12 protein-coding genes and 1 pseudogene are annotated in these 12,332 nt (G+C 70.2%); 6 read left to right on the top strand and 7 right to left on the bottom strand.

From position 1 onward, the window contains the following. Positions 1-35: 35 nt before the first annotated feature. Positions 36-401: a VOC family protein gene (locus EDD92_RS46190; RefSeq protein WP_123969865.1), complete on the top strand. Its 366-nt coding sequence runs from the start codon at positions 36-38 to the stop codon at positions 399-401. Positions 402-473: 72 nt separating this feature from the next. Further along, positions 474-1,087: pseudogene (locus tag EDD92_RS46185) on the top strand (helix-turn-helix domain-containing protein); the annotation flags it as partial. 332 nt (positions 1,088-1,419) lie between these two features. On the opposite strand, the gene EDD92_RS46180 reads toward EDD92_RS46185, so the two are convergent. Then, entirely contained in the window at positions 1,420-1,770 is a 351-nt protein-coding gene (locus tag EDD92_RS46180) for a hypothetical protein (RefSeq protein ID WP_123969864.1), read from the bottom strand. A 217-nt stretch (positions 1,771-1,987) separates the two neighbouring features. On the opposite strand from EDD92_RS46180, the gene EDD92_RS46175 reads away from it, so the two are divergent. Next, on the top strand, positions 1,988-3,439 hold the full coding sequence (locus tag EDD92_RS46175; protein ID WP_123969863.1) for an amidase: 1,452 nt from the start codon (positions 1,988-1,990) through the stop codon (positions 3,437-3,439). Between the two features lie 102 nt (positions 3,440-3,541). On the opposite strand, the gene EDD92_RS50265 is transcribed toward EDD92_RS46175, so the two are convergent. The 5 genes from EDD92_RS50265 to EDD92_RS46155 form a co-directional block, all read right to left on the bottom strand. After that, entirely contained in the window at positions 3,542-3,688 is a 147-nt protein-coding gene (locus EDD92_RS50265) for a hypothetical protein (RefSeq protein ID WP_185124344.1), read from the bottom strand. Positions 3,689-3,694: 6 nt separating this feature from the next. Beyond that, positions 3,695-3,883 (bottom strand): hypothetical protein, encoded by a 189-nt coding sequence (locus tag EDD92_RS50260; protein WP_185124343.1) that lies wholly within the window; start codon positions 3,881-3,883, stop codon positions 3,695-3,697. A gap of 104 nt (positions 3,884-3,987) precedes the next feature. After that, the gene (locus tag EDD92_RS46165) at positions 3,988-4,317 is read right to left on the bottom strand and encodes an ATP-binding protein (RefSeq protein WP_260327209.1); all 330 of its coding nucleotides are present in this window, start codon (positions 4,315-4,317) and stop codon (positions 3,988-3,990) included. Between the two features lie 168 nt (positions 4,318-4,485). After that, entirely contained in the window at positions 4,486-5,922 is a 1,437-nt protein-coding gene (locus tag EDD92_RS46160; protein WP_123969861.1) for a cell wall metabolism sensor histidine kinase WalK, read from the bottom strand. Then, the gene (locus EDD92_RS46155) at positions 5,915-6,601 is read right to left on the bottom strand and encodes a response regulator transcription factor (protein WP_123969860.1); all 687 of its coding nucleotides are present in this window, start codon (positions 6,599-6,601) and stop codon (positions 5,915-5,917) included. Before EDD92_RS46155 ends, EDD92_RS46160 begins: the two co-directional genes overlap by 8 nt. 135 nt (positions 6,602-6,736) lie before the next feature. On the opposite strand from EDD92_RS46155, the gene EDD92_RS46150 reads away from it, so the two are divergent. Further along, positions 6,737-7,366: a PepSY domain-containing protein gene (locus EDD92_RS46150; protein WP_123969859.1), complete on the top strand. Its 630-nt coding sequence runs from the start codon at positions 6,737-6,739 to the stop codon at positions 7,364-7,366. A gap of 41 nt (positions 7,367-7,407) precedes the next feature. On the opposite strand, the gene EDD92_RS46145 is transcribed toward EDD92_RS46150, so the two are convergent. Beyond that, on the bottom strand, positions 7,408-8,844 hold the full coding sequence (locus EDD92_RS46145; RefSeq protein ID WP_123969858.1) for a PQQ-binding-like beta-propeller repeat protein: 1,437 nt from the start codon (positions 8,842-8,844) through the stop codon (positions 7,408-7,410). A 609-nt stretch (positions 8,845-9,453) separates the two neighbouring features. Here EDD92_RS46145 and EDD92_RS46140 point away from each other — a divergent pair. After that, positions 9,454-11,301, top strand: coding sequence for a phosphatidylglycerol lysyltransferase domain-containing protein (locus tag EDD92_RS46140; protein WP_123969857.1), 1,848 nt, complete (start codon positions 9,454-9,456; stop codon positions 11,299-11,301). Positions 11,302-11,749: 448 nt separating this feature from the next. Beyond that, positions 11,750-12,328, top strand: coding sequence for a dihydrofolate reductase family protein (locus tag EDD92_RS46135; RefSeq protein WP_123969856.1), 579 nt, complete (start codon positions 11,750-11,752; stop codon positions 12,326-12,328). Positions 12,329-12,332 lie beyond the last annotated feature (4 nt).

Below are 12,332 nucleotides of genomic sequence, written 5' to 3'. Positions count from 1 at the left end.
GGATGCGTACCCACGACCTGCGAGAAGGAAGAACCATGACCACATCCGTCGTGTCCATCGTCTATGTGAACGACGCTCCCGCCGCGGCACGTTTCTACGGCGACCTCCTCGACATGAGCCCCTCGTTCGAGACGCCGGGATACATCACCTTCGACCTCGGGCCAGGCGCTGACCTCGCCGTGTGGTCCGGCCGGTTCGAGAATCTGTCAGCGGACGTCCCGCGTACCAGTGAGGTGTGTCTGGCCACCGACGGTGGGCCCGACGAGGTCAATGCGATCTTCAAGCAGTGGCAGTCCAAGGGCGTCACGATCCTGCAGGAGCCAAATGATGCGGGGTTCGGGCTGACCTTCCTCGCAGCCGATCCTGACGGCAACCGTATCCGCGTCGCACCGCGGGACTGAAAGGCCACAGTCAGGGCAGGCGCACACGATGGGTGTCGCGCCTGCCGTCGTCTGACTTCGTAAGGACGACGAGTGCCCCACGCGAATGCGCCCCTGAGCGTCGAGGCCGTAGGCGGCTCGTGAAGCGGTGCCAGACACGTCCCATCACCCACGTCGCACGTCGCCGCTGAGATGGGCGTATCCCGCGCATGCGCGCGAAAGTGGGTAAATCGCTGGCGGCTACACGGTGATGCGGGATTGCAAGACCGGCCGTCGAGCCCGCACCGGAGTCCGAACGCGACACCAGCATCGGCCATCGAGCAGATCGAGTCCTGGCGCCGCGAGCACAAGTGGTCCGCGCAACGGATCACCGACGAACTTGTCAGCATCGGTTTTTGTGATCGACCAACGGACTGTCAGTCGACACCTGATCCGGCTCGGCCTCGGCAAACGCCGCTTCATCGACCCAGGCGGCGAGAACAACCGGAAGCCGGGAAAGATCACCGCCCGATGGTCCGGACACATGGTGCACCTGGATGTGAAGAAGGTCGGCCGGGGCGAAGCGCGGCAACGTCTACCTGCACTCCGTCGTCGATGGATTCTCACGGCTCGCCTACACAGAACCGCTGGGCGATGAGAAGGGCGCAACGGCTGTTGCCTTCTCGCCCGAGCGAAAGGTCCGGGTCGCCGCCCACGGCATCAACCACAACGTCGAACCCTCATACATCTAGCTCTGCTCTGCCAGGAGTTCCAGCGCCCGCCACGGGTCATCGGCAGGCACCCTGCCGCCCTGCACCATCCGGTCGATCGCTCCTCGTACGACGGCCGCCGTCTCCACCGGCACAGCCGCACTCCGAACACCGTCTCCAGCGGCGCCGTCCCTACCCGATTCGGTTCCCCGGAGGCCGCATCAAACCAAACGTCAGCCAGCTCGCCCAGGTGCCGCTCGAAGACAGCGAGGATCACACCTAGCGCCGTCGCACTGTTGCCAACCTTGTAGGGCCCGGGAGGCCTTCGGCGCATCGAGCACCGGCTCGTACTACTCCAGTGCGGCCACCCACCGCTGGTCCGTCCTCGCCGTAGACCGGGCTGCATCGAACGCGGCCTCCGCCAGCTCCAGCTTGTCGGGCGGGAACATGAACTGCACGCTGGCGAAGTCGAGGTTGGCCTCCCCCAGAGAGGCGACGTCCACCTTCTCCAGCAGATCCAGCGTCTTGTCGTCCAGGCCCGTGTATTGCCGCCACTCCACCGATTCCAGCTCGTCGTACAGCTCCTTGGGGATCGCCGGGTCGTCCTGGCCCGCGATGGCGTTGTGGGAGAGCTGGAGCACGATCTGCCGCTGGCGGGGCAGCGGCTCATCGATCTGCATCCACCACGCCGCTCTGGCCATCTGACCTACGCCCTTCGGTGGATGGCAGCTTGGCATGACCAGCATGCCCATCACCAAGGGGGGTTCTGCCGGCGCGTAGAAGGCGAACACGCTGACCGTCATCGAGCCGTGGCGGTCGAGTAATTTTCCATGGCCGGAAAATGGTTGGTATTCAGGTATCCCCCTTGCACAAAGCGGCATTTCATGGCCTCCCCCAGACACGGATACGGTCCGATTCATGGAGTGGAATTTTCTGACGGTTGAAAATCTGACGGCTGCCCTGCGCGCCGGTGAAGTGACGTCGGCGGAACTGACCGACGGGGCGATCGCCCGTATTGAGCGGGACGACAAGGCGATCAACGCGATCTGTGTGCCGGACTTCGACCGTGCACGGGTCGCCGCGCGCGAGGCCGACCAGGCCCGCGCACGCGGTGAGGACCGGCCGCTGCTCGGCATTCCGGTGACGGTCAAGGAGTCCTACAACATCGCCGGGCTGCCCACGACCTGGGGCATACCACTGCACCAGAACTTCGTGCCGGCCGAGGACGCAGTGCAGGTGTCGCGGCTGAAGGCCGCAGGCGCGGTGGTGCTCGGCAAGACCAATGTGCCCTTGAGACTGCAGGATGTGCAGAGCTTCAACGACATCTACGGCACCACCAACAACCCGTGGGATCACAGCCGCACGCCGGGCGGTTCCTCCGGCGGATCAGCGGCGGCCTTGGCGTCCGGCTTCGGTGCGCTGTCCATCGGCTCCGACATCGGCGGTTCATTGCGCACCCCCGCGCATTTCTGCGGTGTCTACGCACACAAGCCGACACTCGGACTGGCGGCGACCCGCGGCATGGTCCCGCCGCCCGCCCCGGCGTTGCCGGCCGAGCCCGACCTCGCCGTCGTCGGTCCGATGGCGCGCAGCGCCCGCGACCTCACGCTCCTGCTCGACGTCATGGCCGGACCGGACCCGCTGACGCTCGGTGTGGCGCACGACTTGCGGTTGCCGCCCCCGCGCCACGAGCAGCTCTGCGACTTCCGGGTCCTGGTCCTCGACGAACATCCGCTCATTCCGACCGGGTCCGCTGTGCGGGCAGGCGTGAACCGGGTGGCCGACGCGCTTGTCGACGGCGGCGCCCGCGTCGAACGGCACAGTCCGCTGCTGCCCGGCCTCACCGAAGCCGCCGTGCTCTACACGCAGTTCCTGTTTGCGAACTCTGCTGCGCGTTTGCCCGTCGACGTGTACGAGCAGCTGCGCACCCATGCCGCAGGACTGAGCGCAGACGACCGGAGTCTCGATGCGGCGCGGCTGCGCGGCATGGTGTTCAGCCACCGCGACTGGATCGAGGCGGACAGCCGTCGTGAGCTCCACCGCCACGGTTGGCGGCAGCTCTTCGCGGAGTTCGACGCCGTGGTGTGTCCCATCACGCCCACTCCCGCTTTTCCACACGACCAGAACCCCGATCCGATGAGTCGCCGGCTCGACATCGACGGCGTCGAGTACCCGTATCTCGACCAACTCGTCTGGGCCGGCCTGGCCACCATGCCCGGCCTGCCCGCCACGGCCGTACCCACGGGCCGGTCCCCCGAGGGTCTGCCGGTGGGCGTGCAGCTCATCGGTCCGATGTTCGAGGACCGCACCCCGCTGCGGCTGGCCGAACTGCTCGAGCAGGAGCTCGGCGGCTTCCAGGCACCGAAGTAGGGAGTACTCCTGGGCGTCCGGCGACGGCGAGGCGGGATCACGACGAGGTCCTCCCAAGCTCGCAGTCCTGAAGCACGGCAATGGCGCCCCCGTTGCGGGGCGTCAAGCGAGGCCGAACCAGCCGAGCACTGTCTGGACCGGAAGGATGGTGGACATGCCGCCGACTCCGACGACCACGGCGGTGGACGCAATGCGGTAGCGGGGGCCGTTGGCGGCAGGGCCGAGGACGGAGCGGCGGTTGGTCAGCACCAGGAGCTAGACCAGGACGACGGGGCTGATCAGGCCCTGGAATACCTGGGATCCGATGCGCAGTTGAATGACGTCGACCGGTGTCATGGCGACCGCGGCGCCGAGCACGATCTGGGCCGTGAACGGGCCCAGGAAGAGCGGGGCGTTGCGGAAGCTGAGGGAGACGGAGCGTTCCACGCCGGCGGCCTCGCCCATGGCGTAGCCGGCCGAGAGCGGGATGACGGCTCCGGCCAGGGCGGAGGCGCCGGCTCATAGGGCTGAAGTGGCCGTCGGCTGACGGCGCCCACGCGTTCCGGCGGTCAGCGGGCCCTCGCCGTTGTCCGCATCGCGCGCGACGGTCCGTGCCCCGTGCGAGACCGTGCGCCGGTCACGGGGCGCAGGCGGACACGGGCGTCCAGGCCACCGCCGGGAGCGGAGTCGAGGGTGATCTCGCCGCCGGAGGCGTGGACGAGGTGGCGGACGATGGGCAGGCCGAGTCCCGTGCCGTCGTGGTGGGAGTCGGAGGAACGCCGGAAGCGGTCGAAGGCGCGTGCGCGGTCGGTTTCGCTCATCCCGGGCCCCTGGTCGACGGCATGGAATTCGGTTTGGGGGGTGCGGGCGAGTGTGATGGTGGTGCCGGGCGGGGACACGCGCAGGGCGTTGGCGACCAGGGCCGGGCCTCCAGGGGATGGCTATGACCCTAGGAACCCGCCCTCCAGAGCGAGCCCGGCAAATGGAGAGCGGAAGACCAGGAAACGACCAATGTTTCGAAGGACGACGACCGGCCATACCGGTGCGGGCCGCCGCCGTCCCGGCGGTCAGGTCGCGCGGGGCAGCCTGACTTCGAAAAGCGCGCCGCCATCCGGTGCCTGACCCACCGTCAGCGTTCCACCGTGACGTTCTACGACGTCGCGGGCGATGGCCAGGCCCAGGCCTGCGCCTCCGTCGTCGCGGGTGCGGGCCTCGTCGAGGCGGACGAAGCGCTCGAAAATGCGAGCGCGGTCGGCTTCGGGGACGCCCGGGCCGTCGTCGGTGACGGTGAGCACCGCATCCGTGCCGGCGGCGCGCAGCTCGACGTCGACCGTCGAGGTGGCGTGGCGTTGGGCGTTGTCGAGGAGATTGCCCAGTACACGGGCCAACTGGCTTCGGCTGCCGCTGACTTCGAGGGGTGCGTCGTTGACGGTGACGCCTGGAGCGATGCGGTCGGTGGTGCCGCGTTCGGCTTGTTCCTGGCGGACGAGGGCCGCCAGGTCGACCCGGCCGCCGGTGGGGCGCTCCCCCGCGTCGAGGCGGGCCAGCAGGAGCAGGTCGGCCGCCAGGTGCTGGAGGCGGACGACGTCTTGCAACACCTCCTCGACGTCCAGGAGCTCGGAGTGCGCGACCGCGACCTCCAGCTGGGTGCGCAGGGACGCGATGGGGCTGCGCAGTTCGTGGGAGGCGTCGGCGACGAAACGGTGCTGGCGCTCGACGGACTGCTCCAGCGCGGTCAGGGTCTCGTTGGTGGTGGCGGCGAGCCGGGCGATCTCGTCGTGCGAGTCGGGCTGGGGCACGCGCCGGGAGAGGTCGCCGCTGGCGGTGATCTCGCTCATCTCGGCGCGGATGCCCTCCACCGGACGCAGCGCCCGGCGGGTGACCAGCCAGGTCACGCCCGCGACCACTACGAGCAGGAACGGCAGGCCGATCAGCATCGCCCGGGTGACCTGGTCCACGGTGGCCTGCTCGTCCTCGAGCGAGGTGCCGGCGTAGACGGTGTAGGTGCGGCCGTGGTAGGTCGTGCCCTGGACGGCGGCGAAGCTGTACTCGCGGGTTTCGTCGTCGAGCCGCACGGCGAGGGTCTTGCGGTCCACGTCGGTGCCGACCTTGCCGCGGGCCGGGGTGCTGTCGTGGTCGTCGTCGCCGTCGCTGTCGGACGAGGTGCTCGAGGCGGTGGTCTCGGGAGCCGGCGCGTAGTCCGGGACGACACCGCGTCCGTGCAGGTCCTCACCGGCGGCCACGACCTTGCCCGTGGAGTCGACGACCTGCACGAGCCGGTCGTCCTCGTCGGGCAGGTCCAGGGAGCCGAAGTTCCCGTTGAGCGCCGCATGCGCGCCCGCCACCGTGCGGGCGGTGATCTCGGACTGCAGGCTCGCCCGGCCGGTGAGGTTGTGGCGCAGTACGGCAACCACGGCGACGCCCGCGACGACAAGGGCAACGGCGACGACGAGGGTCGCGGCGAGCGCGGCACGGGAGCGGACGGAGGCGAACGGTCTACGCATGGGAACCGCCGTCGCGCTCCAGGCGGTACCCGGCGCCGCGCACGGTCGTGATGGAGCGCCGCCCGAAGGGGACGTCGAGCTTGCGGCGCAGGGTGCTGACGTAGACCTCGACGATGTTCGGGTCGCCGTCGTAGGCGAAGTCCCACACGTGGGCGAGGATGTCCGCCTTCGACACGACCCGGCCGGCGTGCAGCGCGAGGTGCTCCAGGACCGCGAACTCCTTTGCCGTGAGTACGACTTCGGTTCCGGCCCGCTCTACGCGCCTGGCGCCGGGGTCGACGGTCAGGTCCCCGATCCGCAGCGCCTGGGCGGCGGCTCGGGTACGGCGGCGCAGCAGGGCACGGATGCGAGCCTGCAGGACGACGTACGAGAACGGCTTGGTGAGGTAGTCGTCCGCGCCGGTGTCCAGGCCCTCGGCCTCGTCGTACTCGCCGTCCTTCGCGGTGAGCATGAGGATCGGCGTCTCGTCGCCGGCCGCCCGCAGCCGGTCGCAGACCCGGTAGCCGTTCAGGCCGGGCAGCATGATGTCCAGGACGATCAGGTCGTACTCCTGCTCCTGCGCCAGGTGCAGACCGCTGACACCGTCGTGGGCCACGTCCACGGCGAAGCCCTCGGCGGACAGGCCCCGGGCGAGGGCGGTGGCGAGGCGTTTCTCGTCCTCCACGATCAGCAGGCGCATGTCCACAGCGTCTCAGACCCATGCTGAAGTGATCTTCAGGAAGCTTCAGCGTGGCTTCAGGGCCGCCCACGCAGGGTGGTTCACGTCGGGCCGACCACCACCGGCCCCTCCGCTCTGAGGAAAGGACCACCCACGATGAAGGCTCTCAAGCGCCCCCTGACCGGTCGTCGACGTACCGTCACCGCCCTGCTCGCGGCCACCGTGCTGCTCGGTGGCGCAGGTGCCGCGACCGCGGTGGCCGTCGCCGACGACGGCGACCACGACAGCACGCTCGCCACGAGCAGCAGGACCGACTTGAAGCAGGCCGCCGACACGGCCCGGAAGTCGGTCGCGGGCACGGTCACCTCCGTCGACCTGGAGGGACAACAGGGCAAGGCCGTCTGGAAGGTCGACATCGTCACCGACAAGGGTGTGGAGCACGAGGTCACGGTGAATGCCGCCGACGGCGAGCTCTCTGGCAGCAAGGTCGACCAGGACGATGACCGTGACGCCGACGCGGCCCTGGCGAAGTCCCCCAGGATTGACCTCGGCCAGGCTGTGGATGCCGCGCTCACCAAGGTGCCGGGCGCGGCGTCGTCTGCCGAGTTGGACGACGACAACGCCCGGACGGCCGCCTGGCACGTCGACGTCACCGACGCCAACGGCGCCGACCACGAGGTCACCGTCGACGCTCGGTCCGGCAAGGTCGCGGCCGCCCACACCGACCACGACGACAGCGGCCACTCGGACGGAAACGGCCCGAGCGACGACCGTACCGATGGCTGACTCGCCGTCCCCGCGTACCGGCACCCGGGGGGGCGGTCGGTCTACGCGCCGGAGAGTGCGCTGACGCCGGTCCGGGTGCCGACGTACACGTGGTCCCCGGAGAGCACGGGCGAGGCGAAGTTCGGCAGGTCGCCCACCGCCAGGTGCTGCCGGACCCGGCCGGTGTCCGGGTCGAGGGCGTACAGCGTGCCGGCCTCGAAGTCGGTGACCCAGACCGCGCCGCCGCCGATCACGGGCGAGCCCGCCCGCCGCAGCGCCGTCCGCCAGCCGGTGGTCATCGTGCCGTCCGCCCGGACCGTCAGCTGCAGCAGCCCGTCCGAGCAGGGCACGTAGACGGTGCTGCCGGTGAAAGCCGCCGCTCCGTACGCGGGGCAGGCTTCGGTCTGCGTGAGCTGCCCGCCGATGCCGCCGAGGTGGGCGGCGGCCAGCAGGTAGGCGGTGCCGCTCTTGCCGACCATCAGGACGTAGCGGCCGATCCGCACCGGGGTGAGGGAGCCCAGGTCGGCATCGGCCGCGTTGTCCCGCCCCCAGTCGGAGGGGGCGAAGTAGTCGGTGCGGTGCAGACCGGCCGAGAGCGCCAGGACGGAGTCCGTGCCGTCGTAACTCCCGCCGGTGGACTCGCCGTTGCCGACGGACACCAGGAGCCGTCCGCCGTCGACCACTGGACCGCCCGGTGCCCAGATGCCGCCCATGCGGTGGGTGGGCAGGGTGTACGAGGTGACAGGACCCGAGCCTGTCACCGCGACCGAGACGACGGAACCCCGGTAGGACCCGCAGTCGCCGTACAACCCGCCGTACGCGATGTACACCCGGCCCGCCAGCAGGGCGAGCGCGGCACGCTGCTGATGGGCCGATCGGTCGCCGGCCGGGGACTCCACCTCGCGGTCGACCTTCTCGCGGCCCGTGGCCAGGTCCAGCCCCACCAGGCGGTGGCGCCCGCCGACGGTCTCGGCGACCGCGAAGACGAGCCCGGTGGAGGCGTCGTACACGGGCGTGCCGGTGATTCCCAGCGGGTCGATGTTCCCGCACCCCAGGCCGGATCGCGGCTGCGGTGTGCCAACGTGGCGGTGCCACAGGACGCGGCCGGTGTCCGGAGCCAGGGCGTAGACGGTGTCGTTCTCGGTGGCGGCGACCACCGTGCCGCGCACCACGAGCGGCTGGCCGTACACCGCGCCGTCCAGCCGGGCCGTCCACGCCGGCCGGAGCGTACCGAGCGCCGGTGTGCCAGGGGCGTACCCGCTGCGCAGTCCGTCACGGTGGTACGTCGTCCAGTCCGCCTGCCCGGCCGGTGCCGCCGACCGGCTCTGCGGGGGCAGCGAACGCGGGGCCGGTACGGGGCTGTCCTCCCCCGTCGAACACCCGGCGGCGAGCAGACCGCCGCACAGCATCACCGCCGCGAGCCGCCGCACCATCACCGTCGCCCCTTTCGCCGCCGAGGAGACCGAGACGGGTCTCCTCTTCTCCACTGTGCCCGGCATGCGTCCGCAGCGCCCGCCGGTTCTCCGCGAGAGCGCTACGAGGCACCAACTCTCTTCCCTACAGGGCGGTTTGACCAGGCGGACAGCAACGGCCGGTCAAGGCGACCGACCGGCAGCAGGCTGTCCCTTACGGCAGTCCCGGCCCTCGTCTGCCCTTTCAGTCCTACAAGATGTAGGGTTCTGTCGCCCTACAAGGCGCAGGGCGAGGCGGACGGCACACACGCGGGAAGAGACATGAACAAAGTACCGCGGCCGAGATCCAGGCCGAGATCGGCGATCCGCCCGGCGAGACCGGGCACAGGGCCCTTGACCGCCTCAAGGCGCAGGGTCTCGTCCCGTACGGCTCTCGATCCGACGACGCCTACACTCCGGTGAGGAACCCCGCCGAGGCGAACGCATGGATCATGCGGCATGCCCTCGACCGTCAGCCCGCCACCACCGACCGATGCACCACCTACGGGGACCCACCCCGCCTCGGGCGCCGCAGACCTCCGGCTGGCGCTCGGTCGGACTACACGGTAGAAGAGGTCGGGCACGCGAGGGGCCTCCCCACCCCTCGTCCCCACCTGCACCGATCCCACCGCCCACTCCCCAAGGTGACACCCAGTCATGACCGCCCAGCATCAGTCGGCCCTGATCCCTCGCCGGCGCACCACCCCCGCACAACCACCCGTCCCCTCCCGGCTGCGGGCGCGGGCAGCCGCGTTCACCGTCTGGTACCTGCGGCTGATCGCCCTGCTCAACATAGCGGCGGTCGTGTCCGTGCCGTTCCGGCGCGAGGTCGACGAGCACAACACCGGCCGGATCTACGCCTCCCACACCTCGCACCGGTTCCACGCGCACCACGCGGGTGAGTACTTCACGCCGTACCTGGCCACCGCCGGCCTGGTCTCGGCCGCGCTCGCGATCTTCCTGTCGATGGTGATGCGGCGCAGGAAGCGGGCCGCCTGGACGGTCAACATGGCCCTCGCCGGGCCGCTGTTCACGCTGTACGCCGTCGCGCTGACCCAGAACCCGTTTCGCGCGCACGTCTTCAACTGGGCGTCGGCCCTGCTCACCGGCCTTTTCGTGGCCGCGCTGCTGATCGGGCGCCGGGAGTTCAAGGCGGTCGGGGACCCGTCCAACCCGAAGCTGGCGCTCGCCTTCGGAGCGGGCGGCATCCTGGTCAGCGGCACCATCGGCACGCTGCTGGTCGGCGCGACCAACAAACTGCACGGCGCCACGCTGTTCGACAAGGTCGCGTACACGCTGCTGCGGGGCATCAGCGTCGGCCCGCTCGCCGACCGCGTGAGTGCCGTGCAGGCGCCCCGCTGGGTCGACGTCATCGTCAACATCATGGTTGCGGCGACCTTCTGCCTCGTCCTGTACGTCTGCTTCCGCTCGCCCCGCGGCCGGGACCTGCTCGGTGCGGAGGACGAGGAGCGGCTGCGCGCGCTGCTCGACCGGCACGGCGAGCGCGATTCCCTCGGCTACTTCGTGCTCCGCCGCGACAAGGTGGTCATCTGGTCGCCGACCGGCAAGGCCGCCGTCGCCTACCGTGTGGTCGGCGGCGTCAGCCTCGCCTCCGGCGACCCGATCGGCGACCCGGAGGCATGGCCCGGCGCCATCGACGCCTGGCTCGCCGAGGCCCGCCGTCACGCCTGGACGCCCGCCGTGATGGGCGCGAGCGAGGAGGCCGGCACGATCTACGCCCGGCACGGCCTGGACGCCCTCGAACTCGGCGACGAGGCCATCGTGGATCTCTCCGACTTCACCCTCGACGGCCGCGCCATGCGCGTCGTACGTCAGGCGCACAACCGGGTGCGGCGGGCCGGGTACACCGTGCGTATCCGCCGCCACGGCGACATCCCCGACGCCGAGATGGCCACGCTGGTCGAACGGGCCGACCACTGGCGCGACGGCGCGACCGAGCGCGGCTTCTCCATGGCGCTCGGCCGGCTCGGCGATCCCGGCGACGGGTGCTGCGTGATGCTGGAGTGCCGGGACGCCGAAGACGAGCTGCGGGCGCTGCTGAGTTTCGTGCCCTGGGGCGAGCACGGACTGTCGCTGGACCTGATGCGTCGCGACCGGGGCTGCGAGAACGGCCTGATGGAGTTCATGGTCGTCGAACTGCTGCTGCGCGCCGAGGAGTTGGGTGTACGACGGGTATCGCTGAACTTCGCCATGTTCCGTGCCGTCTTCGAGCGCGGCGCACGCCTGGGCGCCGGGCCGGTGCTGCGGCTGTGGCGCTCCATCCTCACGTTCTTCTCCCGCTGGTGGCAGATCGAGTCCCTCTACCGCGCCAACGCCAAGTACCGGCCGGTCTGGGAGCCCCGCTTCCTGCTGTTCGAGAAGACCGCAGACCTGCCCCGTATCGGCCTCGCCAGCGCCTGCGCGGAGGGTTTCCTCACCCCACCGCGCCTGCCCCAGCGCCGGAGGAACCAGCCGGACGGAGCCGTGAAACCCTACGCTTCGTAAGGTGGTCGCACGACGGGCACGGCTCCCGTGGGGACGCCGCCGGGGCGCGCACCGTCCGTCGAAGAAACGCCGAAGGTGACGGCCCAGGCCATGCACCAGACCCTGGACCGCACCTCGTCGGTGAGGAGCCATGAGGACCGATGGCTACGCCCCGCTCGTCCTCTCGCTCCTCCTGGCCGCCGTGGCACCGCAGGTGAGCAGGCGGCCGGCACCCCCGTCGGCCGCCTGACGCGCGTTCATCGCCCACCGGCTCTGCCACGCGGTGAGTCCCGAGACCGCCACCTGGCGTGCGCCCGGCCGGATACTGGTCACCGCCTCCATGCCCGCAGGGACCCACAGGAGAAGAACCCCTATGGAGGCCGTGCCCCCGGAGTCGGACCGCGATGAGTTTGACGGTGATCTCCAGTCTGTCTCTTCAGACCCGATCAACCGCACTGAGGAGAGCCTCATGACCGCCACCTACACCTTCGACGTCTTCTCCAGCCTCGACGGGTTCGGCGCCGCCGGCGCCGACTGGACCGGCTACTGGGGCAAGCAGGGTCCCGAGCTGCTCGACCATCGCCTCGCCCTGTACCGCGAGGAGCAGCGGATGGTCTTCGGGGCCAACACCTATCGGGCGTTCGCGAGGATGCTGGCCGCGAGCACCGAGGGGTCCGACGTGCGTGACCCCTGGGTCACGCGGATGAGGAACCTGCCGGCAACGGTGGTGTCGACCACCCTCGAGGAACCCCTCGACTGGCCGGACGCGACCGTCGTGAGCGGCGACGCCGTCGACGCCGTCGCCCGGCTCAAGGAGGAGTCCGAGGTGCCGTTGCGCTCGCACGGCAGCCTGTCGATGAACCGGGCGCTGATGGCCGCCGGTCTGGTCGACCGCGTCCAGGTGACGCTCTTCCCCGTGATCACCGGTCAGAGCGGATTGGACCCGATCTTCCAGGGTGCGGCCGACTTCGACCTCGAGCTGATCGAGAGCCGGACCCTCGACGGCCACATCCAGGAGCTCACCTACCGCCCCACCCTGCACAGGTGAGCCC

Origin of the sequence: Streptomyces sp. TLI_185, assembly GCF_003814765.1 — a bacterium.
Classification (GTDB): Bacteria; Actinomycetota; Actinomycetes; order Streptomycetales; family Streptomycetaceae; genus Streptomyces.
Note: the sequence above shows the minus strand (reverse complement) of the source record. Positions and strands in the feature narration are given on the sequence as shown.

Excerpts from the sequence above, each read along its gene's own strand:
- EDD92_RS46190 (WP_123969865.1), top strand. The coding sequence starts at position 36 with ATGACCACATCCGTCGTGTCCATCGTCTATGTGAACGACGCTCCCGCC.
- EDD92_RS46180 (WP_123969864.1), bottom strand. The coding sequence starts at position 1,770 with ATGGCCAGAGCGGCGTGGTGGATGCAGATCGATGAGCCGCTGCCCCGC.
- EDD92_RS46175 (WP_123969863.1), top strand. The coding sequence starts at position 1,988 with ATGGAGTGGAATTTTCTGACGGTTGAAAATCTGACGGCTGCCCTGCGC.
- EDD92_RS50260 (WP_185124343.1), bottom strand. The coding sequence starts at position 3,883 with ATGGGCGAGGCCGCCGGCGTGGAACGCTCCGTCTCCCTCAGCTTCCGC.
- EDD92_RS46160 (WP_123969861.1), bottom strand. The coding sequence starts at position 5,922 with ATGCGTAGACCGTTCGCCTCCGTCCGCTCCCGTGCCGCGCTCGCCGCG.
- EDD92_RS46155 (WP_123969860.1), bottom strand. The coding sequence starts at position 6,601 with ATGCGCCTGCTGATCGTGGAGGACGAGAAACGCCTCGCCACCGCCCTC.
- EDD92_RS46150 (WP_123969859.1), top strand. The coding sequence starts at position 6,737 with ATGAAGGCTCTCAAGCGCCCCCTGACCGGTCGTCGACGTACCGTCACC.
- EDD92_RS46145 (WP_123969858.1), bottom strand. The coding sequence starts at position 8,844 with ATGCCGGGCACAGTGGAGAAGAGGAGACCCGTCTCGGTCTCCTCGGCG.
- EDD92_RS46140 (WP_123969857.1), top strand. The coding sequence starts at position 9,454 with ATGACCGCCCAGCATCAGTCGGCCCTGATCCCTCGCCGGCGCACCACC.
- EDD92_RS46135 (WP_123969856.1), top strand. The coding sequence starts at position 11,750 with ATGACCGCCACCTACACCTTCGACGTCTTCTCCAGCCTCGACGGGTTC.